The organism is Methylotuvimicrobium buryatense (genome assembly GCF_005931095.1).
Lineage (GTDB): Bacteria > Pseudomonadota > Gammaproteobacteria > Methylococcales > Methylomonadaceae > Methylotuvimicrobium > Methylotuvimicrobium buryatense.
Map to the genome: position 1 here is coordinate 623,924 of NZ_CP035467.1, position 22,844 is coordinate 646,767.

Annotated in this window: 20 protein-coding genes; 10 read left to right on the forward strand and 10 right to left on the reverse strand. The window is 50.9% G+C overall.

Annotated features, from left to right (window positions below):
* The first annotated feature begins 42 nt into the window (after nt 1-42).
* Nucleotides 43-960, forward strand: a complete 918-nt coding sequence (gene dmeF / locus EQU24_RS02905) for a CDF family Co(II)/Ni(II) efflux transporter DmeF (RefSeq protein ID WP_017840938.1) — start codon at nt 43-45, stop codon at nt 958-960.
* 346 nt (nt 961-1,306) lie between these two features.
* Here the strand turns inward: dmeF and EQU24_RS02915 are convergent, their stop codons facing one another.
* Nucleotides 1,307-2,401, reverse strand: a complete 1,095-nt coding sequence (locus tag EQU24_RS02915; RefSeq protein ID WP_017840937.1) for an NAD(P)/FAD-dependent oxidoreductase — start codon at nt 2,399-2,401, stop codon at nt 1,307-1,309.
* A gap of 914 nt (nt 2,402-3,315) precedes the next feature.
* On the opposite strand from EQU24_RS02915, the gene EQU24_RS02920 reads away from it, so the two are divergent.
* The 4 genes from EQU24_RS02920 (at nt 3,316) to EQU24_RS02940 (ending at nt 6,653) form a co-directional block, all read left to right on the forward strand.
* Entirely contained in the window at nt 3,316-4,194 is an 879-nt protein-coding gene (locus EQU24_RS02920) for a porin family protein (RefSeq protein ID WP_017840936.1), read from the forward strand.
* A gap of 140 nt (nt 4,195-4,334) precedes the next feature.
* Complete coding sequence (locus EQU24_RS02925) at nt 4,335-4,682, forward strand: type II toxin-antitoxin system VapC family toxin (RefSeq protein ID WP_017840935.1); 348 nt, start codon at nt 4,335-4,337, stop codon at nt 4,680-4,682.
* Nucleotides 4,683-5,116: 434 nt separating this feature from the next.
* Nucleotides 5,117-6,073: a prolyl aminopeptidase gene (gene pip, locus EQU24_RS02935; RefSeq protein ID WP_017840932.1), complete on the forward strand. Its 957-nt coding sequence runs from the start codon at nt 5,117-5,119 to the stop codon at nt 6,071-6,073.
* Nucleotides 6,074-6,077: 4 nt separating this feature from the next.
* On the forward strand, nt 6,078-6,653 hold the full coding sequence (locus tag EQU24_RS02940) for a UbiX family flavin prenyltransferase (protein WP_017840931.1): 576 nt from the start codon (nt 6,078-6,080) through the stop codon (nt 6,651-6,653).
* A 277-nt stretch (nt 6,654-6,930) separates the two neighbouring features.
* Here the strand turns inward: EQU24_RS02940 and pqqE are convergent, their stop codons facing one another.
* The 6 genes from pqqE to pqqA form a co-directional block, all read right to left on the reverse strand.
* A complete protein-coding gene (gene pqqE, locus EQU24_RS02945) occupies nt 6,931-8,058 on the reverse strand; it encodes a pyrroloquinoline quinone biosynthesis protein PqqE (protein ID WP_017840930.1) in 1,128 nt (375 codons plus the stop codon).
* Nucleotides 8,036-8,308, reverse strand: a complete 273-nt coding sequence (gene pqqD / locus EQU24_RS02950) for a pyrroloquinoline quinone biosynthesis peptide chaperone PqqD (protein WP_014147097.1) — start codon at nt 8,306-8,308, stop codon at nt 8,036-8,038. Before pqqD ends, pqqE begins: the two co-directional genes overlap by 23 nt.
* 85 nt (nt 8,309-8,393) lie before the next feature.
* Nucleotides 8,394-8,954: a Uma2 family endonuclease gene (locus EQU24_RS02955; protein ID WP_017840929.1), complete on the reverse strand. Its 561-nt coding sequence runs from the start codon at nt 8,952-8,954 to the stop codon at nt 8,394-8,396.
* Between the two features lie 31 nt (nt 8,955-8,985).
* Entirely contained in the window at nt 8,986-9,717 is a 732-nt protein-coding gene (gene pqqC, locus EQU24_RS02960; RefSeq protein WP_017840928.1) for a pyrroloquinoline-quinone synthase PqqC, read from the reverse strand.
* Between the two features lie 22 nt (nt 9,718-9,739).
* Nucleotides 9,740-10,654, reverse strand: coding sequence for a pyrroloquinoline quinone biosynthesis protein PqqB (gene pqqB, locus EQU24_RS02965; RefSeq protein ID WP_017840927.1), 915 nt, complete (start codon nt 10,652-10,654; stop codon nt 9,740-9,742).
* A gap of 200 nt (nt 10,655-10,854) precedes the next feature.
* Nucleotides 10,855-10,929, reverse strand: a complete 75-nt coding sequence (gene pqqA / locus EQU24_RS02970) for a pyrroloquinoline quinone precursor peptide PqqA (RefSeq protein ID WP_006892363.1) — start codon at nt 10,927-10,929, stop codon at nt 10,855-10,857.
* A 403-nt stretch (nt 10,930-11,332) separates the two neighbouring features.
* Between pqqA and EQU24_RS02975 the strand changes: the two genes are divergently transcribed.
* From EQU24_RS02975 to EQU24_RS02985, 3 genes are all read left to right on the forward strand, one after another.
* On the forward strand, nt 11,333-11,542 hold the full coding sequence (locus tag EQU24_RS02975; protein ID WP_014147102.1) for a hypothetical protein: 210 nt from the start codon (nt 11,333-11,335) through the stop codon (nt 11,540-11,542).
* Nucleotides 11,543-11,876: 334 nt separating this feature from the next.
* On the forward strand, nt 11,877-12,425 hold the full coding sequence (locus tag EQU24_RS02980; RefSeq protein WP_017840926.1) for a cytochrome b: 549 nt from the start codon (nt 11,877-11,879) through the stop codon (nt 12,423-12,425).
* 119 nt (nt 12,426-12,544) lie between these two features.
* On the forward strand, nt 12,545-13,558 hold the full coding sequence (locus EQU24_RS02985; protein ID WP_017840925.1) for a quinone-dependent dihydroorotate dehydrogenase: 1,014 nt from the start codon (nt 12,545-12,547) through the stop codon (nt 13,556-13,558).
* Nucleotides 13,559-13,616: 58 nt separating this feature from the next.
* Here the strand turns inward: EQU24_RS02985 and EQU24_RS02990 are convergent, their stop codons facing one another.
* Entirely contained in the window at nt 13,617-14,486 is an 870-nt protein-coding gene (locus tag EQU24_RS02990) for an EamA family transporter (RefSeq protein WP_017840924.1), read from the reverse strand.
* A gap of 237 nt (nt 14,487-14,723) precedes the next feature.
* A complete protein-coding gene (locus tag EQU24_RS02995; RefSeq protein WP_017840923.1) occupies nt 14,724-14,924 on the reverse strand; it encodes a hypothetical protein in 201 nt (66 codons plus the stop codon).
* 61 nt (nt 14,925-14,985) lie between these two features.
* Between EQU24_RS02995 and EQU24_RS03000 the strand changes: the two genes are divergently transcribed.
* A complete protein-coding gene (locus EQU24_RS03000; protein ID WP_017840922.1) occupies nt 14,986-20,151 on the forward strand; it encodes a RecQ family ATP-dependent DNA helicase in 5,166 nt (1,721 codons plus the stop codon).
* 319 nt (nt 20,152-20,470) lie between these two features.
* On the opposite strand, the gene EQU24_RS03005 is transcribed toward EQU24_RS03000, so the two are convergent.
* Entirely contained in the window at nt 20,471-21,034 is a 564-nt protein-coding gene (locus EQU24_RS03005) for a hypothetical protein (RefSeq protein WP_017840921.1), read from the reverse strand.
* 565 nt (nt 21,035-21,599) lie between these two features.
* Between EQU24_RS03005 and EQU24_RS03010 the strand changes: the two genes are divergently transcribed.
* A complete protein-coding gene (locus EQU24_RS03010; protein ID WP_138767068.1) occupies nt 21,600-22,529 on the forward strand; it encodes an Rpn family recombination-promoting nuclease/putative transposase in 930 nt (309 codons plus the stop codon).
* Nucleotides 22,530-22,844: the final 315 nt, after the last annotated feature.

Here is a 22,844-nt window from a genome sequence, read left to right on the forward strand (position 1 = left end):
CGTTATTGCCAATTTCATCGTTTTAATACCGGAAAGGATCGTATGCGCGACGCGGATTCAAAACTGAGTTGCAATTTGCATCGGGATATCGAACAACATAAAAAAGCCGAGAAAAAGACAAGTTTCGTACTTTTTTTGACCGCGGTAACCATGGTGGCCGAAATAACGGCCGGAATCTTTTATGGTTCGATGGCCTTATTGGCCGATGGTTGGCACATGGGTACCCATGTCGCGGCGTTCATGATCACGGTATTTGCTTATCGTTACGCCAGAAAAAACGCCCGTAATCCTAGGTTTTCATTCGGCACCGGTAAAGTCGGCGTGTTGGGCGGCTTTGCCAGTGCGGTTACGTTGGCTGTCGTTGCCGCAGTCATGGCGATGGAGTCGGTCAAATATCTGTTCGAGCCGCAAAACATTCGTTTCGACGAAGCGATCGTGGTGGCCGGCATCGGCTTGTTAATCAACTTGTTGTGCGCGCTAATACTGATTGATCGGCATGATCACGGGCACGGCGACGAGCACGATCATCACCACGATCATAATCTCGAGGCGGCATTTTTTCATGTGTTGGCCGATGCATTGACCTCGGTTTTAGCGATTGCCGCATTACTGAGCGGAAAATATTACGGATTGAATTGGCTGGATCCCGCGATGGGGATATTGGGCGCATTGATCATCTTGCGTTGGTCGATGACCTTGTTGAAGAAAACCGGGCCAATATTGCTGGACGGCAGTATCGAAGAAAATTACACGGTCGCGATTAAGATGACGCTGGAAAACGATTCGGATAATCGGGTTTCCGATCTTCATGTCTGGCAAATCGGCCCTAACCAATACGCCGCGATCGTTGCCGTGACGACTCGTTTTCCGAAGCCTCCGGACTATTACAAAGCCTTGCTCGGCGATTTTCGCCGAATCAAACACATCACGGTCGAAGTGCAGGGCTTGGCATCGCAATGAAGCTTCGCATTCAATTCGTATAACAATCCTAAATTCTTCTGCGGGACGGGTTATTTAGCCCGCCCCCAACGTTTCGTTTTGCCCTAAACGTTTAGGCTTGCTTCGGTCACGGTCGAAACGTTTAGGACGGGGTTGCAAACCCCGTCCTGCCAAGGTATACCCTTTGCTTGTCAAATTTCGGTGCCGGGGTGCCCGTCAAAGGACGCCGTAAATACGTCCATGTAGGCTCTATGATAGCATCCATGCTATCAAAGCCTTTGCCGAACACCCCGGCACCTCCATAGGCAATGCCGAAATTTGAAGTGCGAAAGGTATACCTCCGAATAGCCGGAATAGTGATTTCGGTTTAATGAGGGGCGAATAAGCTATAAGGTTCCTGTTTGATCAAAGGTGTCTCACCTAGAATCAAATCGGCCATCAAGCGAGCCGACGCGGGCGCCATGACCAGGCCGTTACGAAAATGGCCGGCGTTAATGCTCAAATTGTCAAGGTCGGGATGCCGAAAAATATAAGGGACGCCATGCTCGGTTCCGGGGCGCAGGCCGGCCCAATGCGTCATGATCGGCGCCGTTTTCAATGTAGGGCATAAATGTTCGGCGAAAGACTTAAGCCGGCGATAAGTCGCTTCCGAGATCGATTTATCGAAGCCGCAATGCTCGACGCTACTGCCGACCAGTATTTTACCGTCGAGGCGCGGAATCAAATAGTGATCGTTCTCGAGAATCATGCCCGGCAAGAGGTTGGGTGGCGCGTCGTAAAGCAGCATTTGGCCTTTGATAGGTTGGATTTCAGGTGCCGCGAATTCGGAAAAGAAACGCTCGAATAGCGTTTTCGTCCAGGCACCGGCGCAGACCGTTAGATGACCGACCGGACGCTCGCCTCGATCGGTAGTCAACGAAACGATTCTGCCGTTTTTAACGGTGACGTTTTGCACATCGCAATGTTCGATTAACTCGACGTTTCGGTTTTCCGCATCCCGGCGGGCCGACTTCAATAAACGAGGATTGCGGGCATGAGCAATAGCGGGAAGCCAGAGCGGATTGAGCGGATCGCAATTCAGGTTATCCAAACTCGGCGTTTGCTCGGTTCGATAATTGATGCTATAGCGATCGCACCAATCGATAGCCTGTTCGATATCGGGATTACGGCTGATAAACAAGCCGCATGGACTCCATTCGGGGTCGATGCCGGTCGATTCTTTTAGTTCCGTCGCCAGCGTGGGGTAAATGTCCAGGCTGTGCCGGACTAATTCGGAAATCGCGCTAGGCTGTCGCCACGGATAAATCGGCAATAAAATGCCGCCGCCGGCCCATGAAGACTCTTGGCCGATTGCGTTTTTTTCCAGAATACTCACGCGGGCGCCGGCCATGGTGAGTTCGCGGGCGGTCAAGAGGCCGATAATGCCGCCGCCGATAATCGTTATGTCAGGAATGGTGGTCATGTTTGGTTTAATTACGTTTTGACGTTTCGGCGCGAAGTATACCTATCACACTTCAAATTAGGGCAGTACCCGAGGAGGCGCCGGAGTGTCCGACAAAGGCTTTGCCAGTATGGAGCTGGCAAAGAGCCATGGACGTTTCACGGCGTCCTTTGGCGGACACCCCGGTGCCGAATTTTGATCTACGATGGGTATAAAATGCTTTGAGGCCGAGTAAATCATCGGATGTCTTTTCGCGAAGGATTCAAATAGGCGCTATTTTACGCGGCTTTAACCGGTGCGACCATTAGATGAAGCGAAAAACGAAAGTTTCTGATGTTTGAAGCGGTTTTTATTGATGAGTAATACACACCGCCATTAAGTAAAGGGAAACCCGTTATTCCGCCATTGATTGATGTAATCCGGTGTCATGGATGGCAAGTTTTAAGTTGCATTAGAGCCTAAAGCAAGAATTACATAATTTTCCTCGTTCCAAAAAGGTCCTCCGTTAAGGCCATTAAGTTAAGCCGTTCGTGGTGAGCCTGTCGAACCATGGTCGGCTTAACTTATCGACTCCGGGCTTTTCCAGGGCACCCCAGCGCCGGATTTTGATCTTCGATGGGTATAGCTTAATGGCAGTGATGCGTAATATAAGGTGCCTAAAAACTGCAAAAGAGCGTTACTAAATACCGAATGGTCTGAGCTCGGCCGAATTTTAATAGATTGTTGTTTTTAGCATACAGAACGAACATGTGTTGATGTTGTTTTTATTAGTGTTTGATAAATAATGATTATCCAATAAATAATAAAAATCCTTAATTGCTGTAAGGAACTTGTAAGGATGAATTTTAGCTGCTATTATCCTTTTCGTGAAAAAGTCTTGTTGTTTTAAGGCAAAAAAAAACATAAACAAAAAAATCTCTTACGAGGGGGAACCGATGAAACTGAACAAAACTCAAACCGCTCTGGGCGTGGCAGCAGTATTGGCGGCAGGCGCGCTGGTTGCACCGACCGCATCGGCCGATGCCAGAGTCGAAGCGCTGGAAGCGCAAGTTAATCAAATGTCGCAAATGTTGCAAGAAATGCAAGGCGAATTGAATCGCGTACGCGACTCGGCAAGCCGCGCGGCTTCAGAAAACACCGCAAAAGTCATGGAATTGGATGAATGGGCGGCGTCGGTGAAATCGGCTCCTGCTGAAGCAAAAAGCAAGGATCATATGGTCTTGTTGAGAGGCGGTTGGGCGAGAAATAATGGTTCGCGAGGCGGGTTTGATCTCGACGGTAATCCTTCTGCGCTTGGATTGGCTTTGGGTGTAAATGGTCCGAATGGTGATCCGTTGGCCAGCGGCCTTGTCGGTCCTAATGAAGGAAGCCGAAATGCGTGGTATTTTGCCGGCGGTTTTGATTTCAGTACCAGCGACGACTTATTTGGCTTGTGGGATGGCGCCGAAGTCTTGGCTGAGTTGATGGTCGAATACAAGGAGTTTGACGATGCTACATTTAGTGCTTTAACGGGCCAAAATGTTACGATCAATCAAGTCAACCTGAGTGCTTCGCCTAAAATCAAATTCATGAAAGGAAGTGATTTTAGGCCTTGGTTGATTCCGATCGGTTTCGATATCAACATCATCAGTCCGCCGTCCGGCGCGGTAACCGTATTTAGTCCGGGTGCTGTATTCGGCGCCGGTGCCGATTATCGTATTTACGAGAACATTTACGTTGGTGCCGACGTGCGTTATCACTGGGCCGCCGATTCTTTGGATGGCGTCGACACCAATACTGTCACCGCCGGTGGTTATATCGGTCTTGGCTTCTAAGCAAAACGCTTAAATTCCAAGCTAAGCAAAAAGGAGGGCGTCAAACCCCTCCTTTTTTTATGTCCGCGTAGGCTGCGCATCGCGCACCTTTTTGCTTTTGGTCGCTTGTCAAATGATGACAAGGCTGTAAAATTCAGCTTGTGAACATTGTATCCGACACCAGTATATTTTTAGCGGTGGTTCTTGATGAGCCGGAAAGAGAGAGTATCATCCAACATACTTCGGGGGCCAGTATCTATGCTCCTGAAATATTACCATATGAAATCGGTAATGCTTTATCCGCGATGATCAAGCGAAAGCGGTTAACCCGGGCGGAAGCTTTGATCGCTCAAAATACCACGAGCAAAATACCAGTACGGCTTATTAAAGTAGATATTTATGAGGCATTACAATTAGCGATTGACTTTAATATTTATGCTTATGATGCCTATTTTTTGCAATGCGCAAGATTATTGTCTTGTCCTTTGATGACACTCGACAAAAAATGAAGCAAGTTGCACAAGATCTGGGTATTGAGGTAGTGAGGTAAGCAGAGTGAAAGTTGTTACTTATTCTGAAGCGAGACGGCATCTAGCTGAGTTATTGGTTAATGCTCAAACAGAGGAAGTCGAAATACACAGAAAAGACGGAGCGGTCTTTTCGTTAAAAGCGAAAAGCGAAAAATACTCGTCCCCTTTTGACGTGTCGGGAATCAAAACCAAAGCAACAACCGACGATATTTTGGAAGCGCTTCGAGAATCCAGGAGTAGGGGGTGAGCGAAGCAAAGCCCATCACCAAGACCGATCCGATGGGCTTCATTGCATTCATTCTACAGCATTGGGCGTTCATGCGGGCCGGGGTTTGCCGCGACTCTGATGGCATAAGCACTCCTTTATCAATGTTTTGATTCAGGCTGAATTACCTTCGCCCCTATATAATTTAATGAAAACCCTCTATCCCGAAATATCCCCATTCGATACGTTCTTTCTGAACGCCGGCAAGCACTCGGTCTATGTCGAGCAATGCGGCAATCCGGACGGTCTGCCCGTGGTGTTTTTGCACGGCGGGCCGTGTTCCGGCATCAAGCCCGATCATCGGCGTTTTTTCGACCCCGAAAGATACCGCATCATTCTATTCGACCAGCGAGGCTGCGGGCAGTCGCTGCCGTTTGGTGAATTGGAAGGTAATGATACAGCTGGCTTGATCGATGATATGGAGCGTATCCGTATTCAATTGGGTATCGAGCAATGGCTGGTCTTCGGCGGTTCATGGGGTGGCGCGCTTGCCTTGTTGTATGCCCAGCAGCATACCGAACGGGTGCTCGGTTTGCTCATTCGCGGTGTCTTTCTGGCTCGGCAAAAAGATTTGGATTGGTTTATCAAGAACGGAGCGGGGCGCATCTATCCGGAACAATGGTCGCGCTTGGCCGATTGCATTTCCGCCGAATTTGAGCAGGACCCGGTGCAAGGTTTGTGCGATGCATTATGGGGCGAAGACGAGTTGGCGCGTCTGCGCGCGGCGAAAGAATGGACCGCTTGGGGTGGGCAAGTCGCTTTGGGTTCCGATTTCAAACCGGTGCCGCATGAGAAACACGCGACGCATAAGATGCTCGAACAAGTCCGCATGGAACTGCATTATGCGAGAAATGCTTATTTCATCGAAGAAAATCAGATTCTCGACAATTGCGCCTGCTTAAAGGCTATTCCGACGATAATCATCCACGGCCGCAACGATTTGGTCTGTCCGATAGAGGCCGGTTGGCGATTGCATAAAGCGATGCCGCATGCCGAATTCATCGTATTGCCGAATGCCGGGCATATCGCACAAGGCAAGGATATGATCGACGCCTTGGTGTCGGCGACCGACAAAATGGCCGATAAGCTTCCTTGGAATCAATAAAGTCATGAATACAAAAAAACGACTCGTCATCGGCATTACCGGCGCGACCGGCGCGATTTACGGACTTCGATTTCTGCAAGTGTTGCGAGAAAAGACGGACTGGGAAACGCATTTAGTCATTTCATCGGCCGGTTTGGTCAATCTGAAGCATGAGATGGCTATGTCGCGCAAACAGCTCTATGAATGGGCGGATGTGACGCATGAGATAAACGACGTCGCTGCGACAATCGCGAGCGGCGGTTTCAAGACCGAAGGCATGATCATCGCGCCGTGTTCGATGAAAACCTTGGCGGCGGTTGCGCACGGTTTCGGCGATAACTTGATTTCGCGCGCGGCCGACGTCGTGCTGAAGGAGCGTCGGTGTTTGGTGATCATGCCGCGCGAAACGCCGTTGAATCTCGCGCATATCCGCAACATGGCGGCCGTGACCGAAATGGGCGGCATCATCTATCCGCCGATGCCGGCTTTCTACAATAAATCGAACTCGATCGAAGCGATGGTCGACGACGGAGTAGGTCGGATTCTGGCGATGTTCGGCGTCGAAACCGAGGGATTGTTCACGCCTTGGGAGGGTTTGTAAGAGAATCGATGTAGGGTGCCGCATCGCGCACCTTTTGTGAGATGTAATCGAAGCGTAGTCCTCGGGAAAAGGTATGCAGTGTGTACCCCATAAGCGCCAACTTAGTGCCTATTCTATGGTGCGTTTATGGCTTTACTCGTCATATCGGTATGGGTTGTCGATATCCATGTTGTATGGATGTGGTGCTACGCATTGCCATCCGTGGCCCTGGATTCCGCCAATCCCTGGCGGAATGACGAGTTTCTTCCTTAAGTTGGGGCTTATGAATGTGCGTACCCTACGCAAAATCCCGCGAATTTTTGCTGTTTCGGAAAATCAGCGGCTTTTCGCCTGGCGCCAATGATGCGGACTTCGCCGAGTCGATGGCTTCTTGTACGACATATCGGTTTGGCGATTTACTGCAGACCGGGTCGGTGTTGTACATATCGCCGGTCAACAAATAGGCTTGGCAGCGGCAGCCGCCGAAGTCTTTTTCCTTTTCGTCGCAACTGCGGCAGGGTTCCTTCATCCAGTCGAAACCGCGGAAAAAATTGAAGGCCTTCGACTCGTTCCAGATTTCCTCGATGCTGTAATCGTTCACGTTCGGGCAATCCAGCCCCGGCAATTCGCGCGCCGAATGGCAAGGCAGAGCGACGCCGTCCGGCGCGATCGTCAGAAAAGTCGTGCCCCAGCCGTTCATGCAGGCTTTCGGGCGGTCTTCGTAATAATCCGGCACGACATAATAAATTTTCATTTTGCCGGCGACTTTTTCTTTATAGGCCTGAGCGATCGCTTCGGCCTGTTCGAATTGTTCCCGGGTCGGTAGCAACAGGTCCCGGTTGGCATGCGCCCAGCCGTAATATTGCGTGTTCGCGAGCTCCAGATAATCGGCGCCGAGTTCTTCGGCCATTTCGAGAATCTGTTGCATTTGATGAATGTTTTCGCGGTGAATCACGACGCACAGGACCATCGGGTAGCCGTGTTTCTTGACTAGATGAGCGACTTCTCTCTTATGCTCGTAAGAAACGGTGCCGGCGATATGGTCGTTCAATTCCTGCGTGCTGGCCTGAATGCTGACTTGAATGTGGTCGAGCCCGGCTTGTTTCAGTTCGACGATGCGCTCTTCGGTGAGGCCGTAACCCGAGGTGATCAGGTTCGAATAATAACCCAATTCGCGCGCGTGCCTGACCAGTTCGGACAAATCGCGGCGGACCAGAGGTTCGCCGCCGGACAAGCCCAGTTGCACCGCGCCCATCTTGCGGGCCTGTAACAAGACGCGCTTCCAGTCTTCGGTCGAAAGTTCCGATGAATGTTTCGCGTAATCGAGCGGATTCGAGCAATAAGGACACTGCAGCGGGCATGCGTAGGTCAGCTCGGCCAGCAGCCAGCGCGGAGGGGTAATGTTAATCTTGTCTGATCCAGCCATTTTGTAGTGCTACTTCCAGAAATGCGATGATGTCGTTACGAAGACCCGTGGTTTCGAACTTTCGTTCCAATTCGTCGACGATTTGCTGCGGTTTACGGTTGCCGTCGCAAAGCTTTAGGATTTCGGCGGAGCTTTGATTGAGCTCGACCATGCCTTCGGGGTACAGGATCACGTCTTTTTGTTGCGCTTCTTCCCATTGCAGCCGGTGCGTCGGCGAGAAGCGGATGTTTTTGTCCGGGTCGATGGTCATAGTGCTTTGATTCGAATAATGGCTAATGGTAATGCCGAAAAATTTTCAAGTATGCAGGTTGCGGTGAGGTTCCGGTTTTGCTTTTTCAATCAAGTAGGCTGCCTAAGTTGATTGAAAGGCAATCGAATTGAATCGATTGCACGGATTCATCGGCATGGTAAATGTGCTGCATTTTATAGCTGTTTTCAAGCGGTTCGGTAAAGCAGGCCACCGTTTTTTTGTCGATATCGATTAGCCAGCACTCGGGAATCGCATATTTGGCATAGAGCGGTATTTTGGTGTTCAAGTCGTAACTGGCGGTCGAGTCGGACACCTCAATCAGCAACAGAATTTCGTTCGCTTCCGGATGTCGTGTTCGATAAAAATCGGTTTTAGGTTCGACGGCCGCCAAGTCGGGTTGCGGCACGGAAAAATCGCCGAGCCGCACCGGGTCTTGAATGCGCACGATTGCTCGGTCGCTCAGTTGTTTTATCAAGGCACTGGCCAAAAAACTGACGATGCTTGCATGCCTGCTGCCAATCGGCGCCATATCGAAAAACTCTCCATCAATCAATTCAATGCGGGAGTCTTCATCGAACAGGCCGCGTTCCGCCATGCGATCGTAATCGGAAATGCTGAACAAATGTTTTTGTATCGCCGTTTGCATGACATTCTCCCATCACAGGATTCGTTGTCGGTCAAGGTTTGACATTGAAATACGGTGGCATCTCATTGATATACGCCATGTACATCGCATCGGCCATCGTCCAGAGCACATTTAGCTTAAATTGCAGGATTTCGACCATGCGTTCTTGTTGTTCGCGGGTTTTGAACCAGTCCAGCGTCAATTCCAGTCCGTGTTCGACATCGCGGCGTGCTTCGGAGAGACGCTTGCGAAAATAAATGTAACCTTCTTTTTCGACCCATGGGTAATGCGTCGGCCAGTTGTCGAGGCGTTGCTGATGAATTTTCGGCGCGAACAGTTCGGTCAACGACGAACTGGCGGCCTCGTGCCAATCGGCGCGGCGCGCGAAGTTGACATAGGCGTCGACCGCGAAACGCACGCCGGGTAGTACATATTGCAATGAGGTGATTTCATCGCGCGTTAGGCCGACCGCAATGCCGAGCCGAATCCAGGCTTCGATGCCGCCCGGATCGTTCGGATGGCCGTCATGATCCATTATGCGTTGAATCCAGATCGCGCGGGTCTTGCGATCCGGACAATTGGCCAGGATGTTAGCATCCTTGATCGGAATCATGACCTGATAATAATAGCGGTTCGCGACCCAGCCTTGGATTTGTTCCTTGGTCAGCTTGCCTTCGTTCATCAGCGTGTGATACGGATGGTGGATATGGTAATACTTTTCCATCCCGCGAAGCTGGGCTTCGAATTCTTCACGGGTCCAGGGTTTTGATTCGCTGTTGCTCATAGGATTTACCGGGAGGTCTCTTTTATAAATCGATTTCCATGCCGTCGTAAGATACTTCGATGCCGGCGGCATCGAGTGTTTTACGCTGCTCGGAATCTTCGTCCAAAATTGGATTGGTGTTATTAATATGGATTAATATTTTACGAGTATTCGGCACCCCGTTTAGCACTTCGATCATGCCGCCTGGGCCCGATTGCGGTAAATGGCCGATTTCGCGGGCGCGTTTGTGACTGATGTTTTGCGTGACCATTTCGTCGTCGGTCCAAAATGTGCCGTCGACCATCACGCAATCAACAAGTTGCATTGCATCCATCACATGCGGTTCAATCTCGCCGAGGCCCGGCGCGTAGAAGACTTTTTTTCCGGTCGAAATTTGTTCGATGATGACGCCGATATTGTCGCCGTCATGCGGGTCGTTTCGGTGCGGTGAATAGGGCGGCGCCTTGCTTTTCAGCGATTGCGTATAAAATTTCAAATCTTCGATGCTTGGAATCGTAAAGCTGCTGCCGTCTAGCGGAACCGGATGATGATTGACGGTGCAGTAATCTTCGAGCATTTTGAAGGTCGGGAAGCCGGTGCTGAGATCCTGTTTGACCATGTCACTGCAATAAATATCGAGCGGCTGCCGGCTTTCGCGCAGCATCAATAAACCGGTCGTATGATCGATTTGGCTGTCGATCAGCAGGATCGCCTTGATGCCGGTGTCGCGCACGCCTTCGCGCGGCTGTATCGCAGGGAATGCATGGAGCTGTGTCAGAATGTCCGGAGATGTGTTGAACAACAACCAATTCCGGTCGTCGGTACTGACCGCGATCGATGACTGAGTGCGGGGCTTGCCGTTCATTTCGTTGCGGCGAATACGATGACAATTGTGGCAGTTGCAGTTCCATTGCGGAAATCCCCCGCCGGCTGCCGAGCCGAGTACTCTGATTTTCATGGCATTGTTTCGAATGATTAAAAGAGCTGAATCATACGTCAATTAAAGGTTGTCCGCAAACGGCTAGGGCTTTGTTGCGGGGCGCTGAAAGGCTGGCAGCGTCATTTTATGTCAAGCCGGGAAAATTTCTTATTCGAAATAGGAATTCGATGCAAAAAAAAGGGGCTCTTACAAGCCCCTTTTTTATCCGACCGTAATAATTAACGGTTGTAGATATACATTGTTACTTCAAAACCGAAACGCAGGTCTGTGTAGCTAGGTGTTTCCCATTTCATAATCAATACCTCCAGAAGTATGTTTATAAGTGTTATGCCAGCTTGATCAAGTAAGCTAGGTCGGAAGTATACGACGATAATTTAGGCAAAGCAACCGATTGGTTTAGCGATCGGGCTGGGCTTTATACCTTTCGGACTTCAAATTTCGGCAGCGCCTGAGGAGGCGCAGGGGTTTTCGGCAAAGGCTTTGCCAGCATAGAGCCGGCATAGAGCCTATAGGGATGTATTCACGGCGCCCTTTGACGGACAGCCCGGCGTCGAATTTTGATCTAAGAGGGGTATAAGTCGCGACAAATCAAGATTCGTATCGCAATTTGCATTTTTTGCTTGAGCCATCGGAATGACAGCGTTATATTCCTGATTCCAATAAAAAAAATAATGTTATAAAAACGAGGAGGAAATCATGTCCGGTGATCTTATTCAATTGGTCGTGGCAATGTTAGTTATTGCTTTGGTGGCTTTTGCGCCACTGGGGTATTTTATATTGAAATTTACGCAAGAAAACGGCAAGCCGTTCGGTGAAATCGAACCGCATGGCGATAGTCCGTCTTTGGTCAACGATCTGGCGGAAAAGGCGATCGCGTTCGCGAAAGGTCTGATGTCTAAGCAATAATGCTTTAATTGTAGAGGGTTCCCGCGCTCTGCGTGGGAACCATTAAGTTAAACCGTCACAGAATAAGTAATTTTGGCATTCAGGCTCGAATGTGTTTTAAAAGCCTGCCATCCATGGCACTAGATTCCGCCAGTCCATGGCGGAATGACGGGTTTCCCTGTGTGAACCCGGCTTATAAGACGTGCCGAATTATAAATTGGCGAAGACGGCATTAAAAAATTTATTCACCATGAAGACAATGAAGAAAAATACTATAAAATCAACAGTCTAATTTTTCATGGTTATTTCGAAGCAATGAAAACCTTCACAGTCTCCGGAGCGAGGGAACAAAAAAATGAGTTGGAAAAACACGCCTCGACGTTACGGTTCGCTGGCGACCGGTCTGCATTGGCTAATGTTTATGCTGATGGTCGGGCTGTATGCCTGCATCGAATTGCGCGTACTGTACCCTAAAGGCAGCGATCCGCGCGAAGCGTTGAAAATGTGGCATTTCATGCTGGGGCTGTCGGTCGGTTTTTTGGTATGGCTGCGTCTGGCAGTGCGCCTGAGTAATGTCAAGCCGGCGATTGAACCCGCCATAGCCGCATGGCAAAAATATTTGTCTGTTGCCGTTCATTGGAGTCTGTACCTGTTGATGGTCGGCATGCCTTTGGCCGGATGGTTCATGCTGAGCGCAGCCGGTAAACCGATACCGTTTTTCGGGTGGGAACTTCCGGCGTTGATCGGCAAAGATCCGGAGCTCGCCAAAACAATCAAGGAAGTCCATGCGACGGTCGGCACGGTCGGATATTTCGTAATTGGCTTGCATGTCTTGGCCGCGCTGTATCATCATTATCTCGCGAAGGATGATGCGCTGGTTCGAATGTTGCCGTTCATAAAATGACACACAGCAGTCTTGACGTTATGAGTCAAGATTCCCACGCTTTTCCCGAAATGCGCCGGTGACGCTTCGTTGTCACGATTTTCCGGCGAAAACGATCAATTATTTTCACTCTTTTTCTAATGAACCTCTATCCATTAATTCGCCCGTTATTATTTTCCCTCGACCCCGAAGTCAGCCACAATCTAACCTTGAAGGCGCTGCAAGCCGCGTATCGATCGGGATTGTCATCGATGCTGTATCCTAAATTGCCTGTCAAGCCTGTCAACATCATGGGGCTCGAATTCAAGAATCCGGTCGGCTTGGCCGCCGGGCTCGACAAAAACGGCGATTATATCGATGCGCTGGCTGCCATAGGTTTCGGCTTTATCGAAATCGGCACGGTCACGCCGCGTTCGCAACCGGGTAATCCGAAACCGCGCCTGTTCCGTCTGCCCGAGCATCAGGCGATCATCAATCGCATGGGCTTCAATAATAAAGGCATCGATCATCTGTTGAACCGCGTCGAACACTGTCAATACAAAGGTGTGCTCGGCATCAACATCGGCAAGAATTTCGACACGCCGATCGAAAAGGCGGCCGAGGATTATTTGATCGGCTTGCGCAAGGCCTACCGCGCGGCCGGCTATATCACGATCAATATTTCCTCGCCGAATACGAAAAATCTTCGGCAATTACAGCAGGGCAACGAAATCAAGGGCCTGATTGCGGCATTGAAGGAAGAGCAGGTCAAATTGCAACGAGAACACGGCAAATACACGCCGCTGGCGCTCAAGATCGCGCCGGACTTGACGCCGGATGAAATCCGCCATATCGCAGCGCTATTGCTCGAGTTTGAAATCGACGCGGTTATTGCAACCAACACGACGATCGCAAGGGATGTAATCGCGGGCCATAAATTGGCCGAAGAGGCCGGCGGCTTGAGCGGCGGGCCGGTCAAGCAAAAATCGACCGAAGTCGTCGCTGCCTTGGCTGCAGAATTGAACGGCAAATTACCGATCATCGCAGCCGGCGGCATACTGAGCGGGGACGACGCATTAGAGAAAATACAGGCCGGCGCGAGTCTAGTCCAGGTTTACAGCGGCTTGATCTATAGCGGGCCGGAATTGGTCGCGGATATTTTGCAACGAATTTAATTCGGGGGTATGAGTGGAAAAACTCCGCGCGGAAACGTTGTGCCTGGTTTTCAATGGTTTAATGCCTCACTTGCAACACGATCAGGCTGCCGAGCACCATGACCAAGCTTGCCATCAAGCGGCGGAGCAAGTGAGGTTCATTGAAAATGCGGTGCCCGAGAAAAACTTGTAAAAGCATGCCCAATTGAAACAGCGCCAGCGCGTAAGCCACGAGCATATGCGACATCAACACCAGCGTCAGATATTGCATCACGAAAACCGAAGCGCCGGTGGCGGAAATCAATGATAGATGCGTTCGCGATTGCTTAAGGCTTTTCATCAACGGTTCTTGATTGAGATAAGCATTGGCCGCCAAAATCAGCGGCAAGCCGAACAATGACCAAAAAATCAAGGTTTCCAGCGGCGTCGAATGCTCGAGCGAGCCTTTCAGGAAAACCGTGCCGATCGAAAACAACAAGATAGAGAGAAACCTGGCTTGAACGCCCCGGTCGAGCAGCAATTGTCCAATCCGGCTTCCTGTCGCGTCGCTCGACGGGGGCATCAGCAAAAAACTGCCGCCGATGATGACCAAGACTCCGAAAAAACCCTGAGTCGAGGGTACCTCGCCAAGAAAAAGGAACGCCAACAACATCGAAAAAATAACTTTGTAGGCGTTGAGCGGTCCGAATACCGATAAGTCGGTTTTAGACAGCGACATCACCAAAAACATCCAACCGCCGACATCGAGCAAGGCGGCCAGAAACACATTCAGCCAAAATGACGGACTCAATCCCGAAAAGGCGAAATCAAACAGAAAGGGCGAGGATAATACGGACAATACGATATAGGTTGCCGCAACGATGTAAAACGGGTGCAAGCCTTGATGGGCGAGCTGCTTTTGAAAAACATTGGACATCGATGACAACATCAGGCGTCCAAAAACGAACATAATTTCCAAGAATACTTTTCCTACGTATATAAGACTGAGTGTGGCGCAAATGACACGCGTGGTGTCCTGTCATAAACCTAAATTCGGCAGTTTTACCATGAAGCACATGAAGTATTTCAAAAGGATATTCGTTAATTTTGAGTAACCTTTCAGTAGAGCAAAATTGTTTTGCACGACCATGGCAAGCTATTGAATTAAATTCTTATTCTTCATAATCTTCATGGTGAAATGCTTTTTCTAGGATAAAAGCTTTATCGAGGCAGGAACAATTTTCTCAACACACAGGATATCGCGATTATCGGCAAAGCCGCCCATTTTATACCCATCGTTAAACAAAAATAAGTTTTTCACTGTTTCCCAAGCTCCGCTTGCCGTCACGGGAAGCAGAGCTTCCGAGACTGCATTCCCAAGCAAAGAGCTTGGGAATGAGCCGAACATAAGAATAGTTTACAATCAATCGTTAAATAACTCCGCGCCTCAGCGCGAGAAATAGATAATTATGACAACGGACTGGCAAGCCTTTCAAAACGACTGTTGTAGCCTCGATCTCGAAACTAACGAAAACGGCGAGATTTTCGCGCTCGGCGGGCGTTTTCGAGGCCGGGAGTTTATTCGCAAAGCGCCTTTCGATATTCGAAGCGTCTTGGCCGAGTTCGACCGCTTTGCCGCCGAGGCCGGATGTCTCCTGGGCCATAACCTGCTCGGTCACGATTTGCCGGTTTGCCGCGCAATAGCACCGAATCATGCCTTTTTGAATAAACCGGTCGTCGATACGCTTTATCTGTCGCCGCTGGCCTTTCCCGAAAATCCCTATCATCGCCTCGTTAAGAATTACAAATTGGTGCGCGACGGCCTGAGCGATCCTTTGCTCGACGCCAAGTTGGCCGAGTCGCTGTTTCAGGATCAATGGAGTGTATTGCATGAACAGCAGCAAGCCTTCGGCACCGTGTCGTTTTATCATTACGCCTTTTCCGGCGATCCTGGTTTCAGCGGAATCTGCCGGATGATGGAGGCTGTCGGGGCCGTGTTACCGGGCGCCTCGCAAGCCTTCGATATATTCAAGCAAACGTCGTCTGGAAAAGTCTGCGAGACTGCGTTCAACAAAGTCGTGTTGTCATATCTGCCCGACCCTCGCTTGCGTCAAGCGTTGGCTTATTGCCTAGCCTGGCTGCGGGTCGCGGGCGGAAATTCGGTGCTGCCGCCATGGGTCCGGCAACGTTTTCACGACGTCGGCCCGGCCTTGAGTCAATTGCGCGATATTCCGTGCGGCAATCCGGCTTGCCGCTATTGTGCCGGCGTGCACGATCCGGTGAGCCAATTGACGCGCTATTTCGGCTTTCCGGCATTCCGGGAGGAACCGGCAAGCGATGACGGCGGCAGCTTACAGCAAGCGATCGTGCAGGCCGCGATGAGCGACCGGCCGTTGTTTGCGGTGCTGCCGACCGGCGGCGGCAAGTCGCTGTGTTTTCAATTGCCGGCATTGGTGCGCTATCAGCGGCGCGGCGTGTTGACGGTCGTGATTTCGCCGCTGCAGGCCTTGATGAAGGATCAGGTCGATAATTTGCGCAACAAGACCGGCGCGCCGAATGTTGCAGCGCTCTACGGTCTGTTGACCGCACCCGAGCGCGGCGAAGTGCTCAGGGCAATCCAAATGGGCGACATCGCGATACTCTATGTCTCTCCCGAGCAATTGCGCAATACCGGTTTTCAAAATGCGATCGCACAACGGGAAATCGGCTGCTGGGTGTTCGACGAAGCGCATTGTTTATCTAAGTGGGGGCATGATTTTCGGCCAGATTATCTCTATGCCGCGCGCTTCATCAAGGAATTTGCCGCGAAGCACCGCGCGCCGCAGCCGCCGGTGCAGTGCTTCACCGCGACCGCGAAGCAAGACGTCAAGGATGAAATCATCGACTATTTTCGCGCTCATTTGGGTCAGGAATTGGAGGTTTTCGAGGGCGGCGTCGAACGCAGCAATTTGCATTTCGAAGTGCAGACCGTCAATGCCGCCGACAAATACCCGCGCATCCACGCCCTATTGACCGAGCGCTTGACCGGCGAGACCGGCAGCGCGATCGTTTATTGCTCGACCCAAAAAAACACCGAAGCGGTGGCCGAGTTTCTGCAACAAGCGGGATGGCAAGCCGAGGCCTTTCACGCCGGCAAGGATGCGGCCGAGAAAAAGCATATCCAGGAAAACTTCGTCGGCGGCATCACCCGCGTGATTAGCGCGACCAATGCGTTCGGCATGGGTATCGACAAGGAAGACGTACGCTTGGTGATTCATGCCGACATTCCAGGCTCGCTCGAAAACTATTTGCAGGAAGCGGGGCGCGCCGGTCGCGACCGTCAGGATGCCGAATGCGTTTTGTTATTCGATGAGAACGATATCGACACGCAATTTAAACTATCGGCGCATTCGCAAATTACGCAACGCGATATCGCGCAGTTGCTTCGCGGAATCAGGCGATGCAAAAAAGACAAGTTCGGCAATGTCATCTTGACGGCCGGCGAGCTATTGCAAAACGATGCGGTCGACACGTCGTTCGGCAGCGACGATTATAACGCCGCGACCAAGGTCGTCACGGCGGTTTCTTGGTTGGAGCGGGCCGGTTTCGTCGAGCGCAACGAAAACCGTACGCAAGTTTTCCAGGGTCGACCGAAGGTCAAAAGTCTCGACGAAGCCGAAGCTAAGATCGATAAATTACCGCTTTCGCAACGTCAGAAAAAACGCTGGCTCGCGATTCTCGAAGAATTGTTCAATGCCGACAGCGACGAAGGCTTCAGCGCCGATCAATTGGCGATGCTCGGTGCGTTTGCCGAAAATGACGAAGACAAGCCCGGGGAAACGGCCAGCCAACGTGTGATTCGAACTTTATACGACATGGCCGAGCAGGGGCTGATTCAAAAAAGTCTGCTGCTGACTGCATTCATTCGCTACAAGGTGGCTCAATCATCGCAGGCTCAATTAACTGCCGTCTGCAAACTGGAGCGCGCGATGATCGCCGCAATGCGCGAATTAGCCCCCGATGCCGCAGGCGACGATTGGCAGGTCTTGTCGCTTCGGCATTTAAACCAACATTTGCTGGATCAAGGTTACGAACAAAGCCATTTGGAAGCGCTGCGCCTATTGTTGAATAGTCTAAGCCGGGACGGTTTGGGTTTGGCCGGTAACAAAGGCAGTCTATTTGTGCGTCATCGCGGGCTCGATCAATATGCGGTCAAACTAAACCGCGGCTGGCCCGCGCTGATTGCGACTGCCGAAAAACGGCAAGGCATCGCCAAGATCGTGTTGGATTGCATCGTCGGCCGGGTACCGGAAGGCGCGCCGCCGGCCGCCGATGTGCTGGTCGAATTTGCCGCCGAAGATTTGCTGTCGGCTTTGCGGCAGGATGCGGTCGCATTGGCGGAGGTGAAGGACCCGCTCGCGGCGGTCGAGCGGGCGCTGAATTTTTTGCACGAACAAAAAATCATTACCTTGCAAAAAGGCCTTGCGGTTTTCCGGCAGGCGATGACCATCAATGTCTTGCCGGAAGCAAAGTCGCGCCGCTACCGCAAGGGCGATTACGAGCCGCTGTCCCAGCATTACGGCGAACGGGTGTTTCAGGTGCATGTGATGAATGAATATGCGCGGCGCGGACTCGAAAAAATCGGTCAGGCGCTGGCTTTCGTCGTCGCCTATTTTTCGCTCGATAAGGCCGAATTCGTGCAGCGCTATTTTGCCGGGCGCAAGGAAATACTCGAACGCGCGGCCAGCCAACAAGCCTTTCAGCGCATCGCCTCCGATCTAAATAATCCCGAACAAATCGCGCTGGTCTCGGCGCCGGAAGACGACAATGCGCTGATTCTGGCGGGCCCCGGTTCCGGCAAGACGCGCGTCGTCGTGCACCGCTGCGCGTATTTGTTGCGCGTCAAGCAAGTCCCGGCTCAGGCGATTTTAGTGCTGTGTTTCAACCGTTCCGCCGCAAACGAAATTCGTCGGCGGCTGATCGAACTGGCCGGCGACGAAGCGCGCTACGTGACCGTGCAAACCTATCACGGTTTCAGCTTGCGCTTGACCGGACATGCCTTAAGCGGTTTGTACGGCGACGGCGAAGCCTCTGCTGAGTCGTTCGCCGAAATGATCGGCGAGGCGATAGCACTTTTGAAAGGCGAAAAAAATTTGCTCGGCGTCGAGCCGGACGCGGCTCGAGACCGCTTACTGGCAGGCTATCGTTTCATCCTGGTCGACGAATACCAGGATATCGACGCGGAGCAATACCGGCTCATTTCCGCGATTGCCGGGCGCAGTCTCGACGAAGACAGTAAATTGACGATCCTCGCGGTCGGCGACGACGATCAAAATATTTACCAATTTCGCGGCGCGAATGTCGAGTTCATCCGGCAATTTCAGCAAGACTATCAAGCGCATGTTCATTACTTAGTCGAAAATTACCGCTCGAGCGCTCATATCATCGCCGCCGCGAACGCCTTGATCGGACATAACCGGGATCGGATGAAACAACAGCATCCGATACGAATCAACAAACAGCGCGGCAACCTCGAACCCGGCGGGCGCTGGCAAGCGCTCGATACTTTAACGCGCGGCAGAGTCAGGCAAATCGATACCGTAGGCGAGTCGATGCAAGCCTTGCAGGTTGCCGAAGAACTCAAGCGGATGCGGCAATTAGACGTTCGCCTGCAATGGCCGAACTGCGCGGTACTTGCGCGCGAATGGCGCTATTTAAGTCCGGTCCGGTCCGTTTTGGAGGCGCAAGGCATTCCGGTCAGCATCGTGCTGCCGGCCGATCGAAGGCCGCCTCCGTTTCGTATCCGCGAAAACGCGGGCTTACTCGATGCGCTAAAAAATCATGCGGAACCGCTGACGCGCCCGTCGTATTGGCTCGATTGGCTGGGCGAACATTATGGCGAGCAACCGGGTAACCCCTGGCTGCTCCAGCTCAAAGAACTTCTCCTCGACTGGCGGAATGAAACCGGAGACGGCGAAACGGCCAACAGTCAGACTCTCGATTTCATCGCCGAAATGCTCGCCGAACAACGTCTCGACCGAACCTTCGGACAGGGCGTCTTGCTCGGCACTGTACATTCGGTCAAAGGTCTCGAATTCGATCATGTCGTGATAATCGACGGCGGTTGGAATTCGCGAGAGGGAGAAGAGCAGCGCCGTCTGCTCTATGTTGCAATGACCCGCGCGCGAGAAACGCTTTGCCTTATGCATCGTAAGGATCTTCGCAACCCCTATCTATCCGAGATACGAGGCGATCATTTGCTGATGACCGAAGCGCCGGAGCTCGATGCGCAAGATCGGCCAATCATTCTTCGCGATTACGAAATCCTAGGCTTAAAAGACTTCAACATCGGCTATGCCGGTTCATTTCCCGAACAACACTCGATACACCGGCGTCTCGCGGAATTAAAACCGGGCAGCGAACCGAATTTCGCCCGTATCAACGGTAAATTGGTTTTGCAATCCGGCGGCGAAACCGTAGCCGCGTTGTCGCAAAAAGCCCAACACGAATGGGCGGACAAATACGTCAATGCGGAAAAAACGACTGTGCTTGCGATGATCCGCCGCCATGCCGAAGACGGGGAGGAGCAATACCGCAAGCGCTGTCAATGCCCGGTTTGGGAAGTGCCTTTCGTCGAAGTCGTGTGCCGGGGGTAGAAAACAGTGACTCTGAAATGTAACCTGACCCTTTTTTCTAGACCCTTTTTTCTACTTTTTTCTAGCAAGTTTGAAGACGGCGGCCTATGCCCGACAAAAACGCCATAAATCCAGTCCTAAATAATTGTAAGAAAGTACCCGCCCTTTTTTTGTGTTGAATTTCCAGAAGCGCTGTACCATGCGGCCGCTCGCGCAGCAGATCTCAAAAGGAATAGAGTCAGGTCTAGAGTAAAGAGCTCTTATTCTTGTGAACAATAACCTCAATCGCCGTTCTTATTTTCCTTGATTCGCGGCCACCCCCCGCTTTTTTTTCTTGGATTTATTGCATGGGTGTTTGCAAATTGCTCCGATCGCCGACAACGAATGTGTTTAGCCACGATGTCGGCCAGCCTCGCTGTTCTTTGAAATAGCGTATCGATACGATGGTTGGGATGTCTGCATTACTGAAAGTCGTGTGCTTGCCTCCGCTTTGAGTTGCGTTGGTTTGAGCGGTCCATTGTTCACCGAGGCAATTTTGAATCGTGTCGATGCCGTATTGGTAGTTGTTGATAGCCTTTTCTTCGTCCTTACCCGTTCTCCATTCGCAAGCATAGTCGAATAATCCGGCCGCCCATTCCCAAACCTGACAACTGTCGGCTCTTGGGAAAAGTTTGTCGGCTTCCCAGACGGAAAGACGCTTGCTGGGTGTCAGAGCTTTTTTGGTATTGTTGAAATGGTTCGGATGGTCCGCTATCAGCGCTTTCAAATGAGTGCAGGCTTGGGCTTCGGATATCTGTTCGGGTTTCGTTGTGGTATTCGTGCACGCGGAAATTGAGAAAGTCGCGATACAGACGGAAAACAGCAAGAATTTATCGAGCGGGTTTTGAGGTTTTGGTTGAGTCATGATTTATCCAACAATTTGGTTCGATTGGTTGTGTGATAGTGACCTGCGCTCCTGTCGGAATATGACCGAAACCCGCAGTCATAGAATCATTCCTACTGATTCTCAGGCAAATCCGTCTGCCAAGTTGAATAGGCTGTTTGCTTATTCTTAAAATTATGATTGACTCTAGATGCTAGATGGTAATATTTTCGATGTCAAGCTTAACGACATTGCCGGAAACCATTCGAGTATCAAAAACTGGGGTCATAAAAACTGAGGTCAGATACAAATTATTTACTCCCTTTTGATTGAAAAACCGTCAAAGAATAAAAGGCATGGGATGTGTCTATCGAGGACCGCCGCGAACCCATCCATGGGGGCTTGGCGGCATCTCGAGCGCCAAGGATGGCGTGAATGCAGATTTTGCAGGAGCAAAAATCTTCCCTGCTGCCGACATCCTCGCTAGCCACTCCCCATACCTTCATGAAGTTAGCTAATTTTTGAGTATAAACGGAGTAGGAAATAAAAGGCACAAGCTGAATCATGCTAAACTTGGCCTCATGTTGTATTGTCTTTGTCCTAACTCATGAAAGAAAAGTACATCAATCTATTCACCGATTTTGGCTTTAAAAAAGCCTTTGGCGAAGAGGCAAGTAAAGAGCATTTGATCAGCTTTCTGAATACCTTACTGCCGGAACACCACCAAATTCACGAATTACAATTCTGTAATAACGAATATCAAGGCGCGACGGCGCTGGACCGCAAAGCCATCTTTGACCTGAATTGCGTCAGCGCGACCGGTGAATATTTTATTGTCGAGCTGCAAAAAGCCAAACAGAACTTCTTCAAAGACCGCAGCGTCTTTTATGCCACCTTCCCGATTCAACAGCAAGCCCAACGTGGCGACTGGGATTTTAGACTATCGGCTGTCTACACCATCGGCATCCTGGACTTTGTGTTTGATGATGAGGACAATGCCCAGCGCGATGAAGTCATCCATCGGGTGCAATTGAAAAACCAGCATCATCAGGTGTTTTACGACAAGCTGACCTTTATCTACTTGACCTTGCCCAACTTCAGGAAAACGGAAGACCAACTCGACACCCTGCAAGACAAATGGTTCTTTTTGTTCCGCCATTTGCATGAACTGGACGACATCCCGCCGCGTTTGCGTGAAAAAGTCTTTTTGAGTTTGTTTGAAAAAGCGAGCATTGCCCGTTTTGAGCCCGAAGAGCGTCAGGCGTATGAGTCCAGCCTGAAATATTATCGCGATTTGAAAAATGTGATTGATACAGCACGAGAAGAGGGACGGGAAGAAGGTAGGGAAGAAGGTAGGGAAGAGGGGCGAGAGGAAGGCCAGCGTGCCTTGCTTCACCGCCTGATAACACTCAAATACGGTGCATTACCTGAAGATATTGTCTTGAAATTGGCACAGGCGGATACCGTGCAGTTAAGGCGTTGGTCTGAACGCATCCTGACCGCAGACACGTTAGCGCAATTATTTGCCGATCAATAATGCCTCACCCCTAAACTCTGCTTGGCCTATCATCATGAGATTGAGGCCAGTTCTTCATTTGATACCATGAACGGAATAGGCATAAGCCCAATTTGTTGTCTATTCTATGGTGCGTTTATGGCCTTATTTGTCATATCGGTATGGACTGTCGATATCCAGGTTATATGGATGTGAAGCTACGCATTGCCATCCGTGGCACTGGATTCCGCCACAAATCCGTATGGAACGGATTTGCATTTATCCGAAGGGCTCCGGGCAGGATAGCCCGGAGTGAATCCTTGGCGGAATGATGCGTTCCTTTCTTAAATTGTCGCT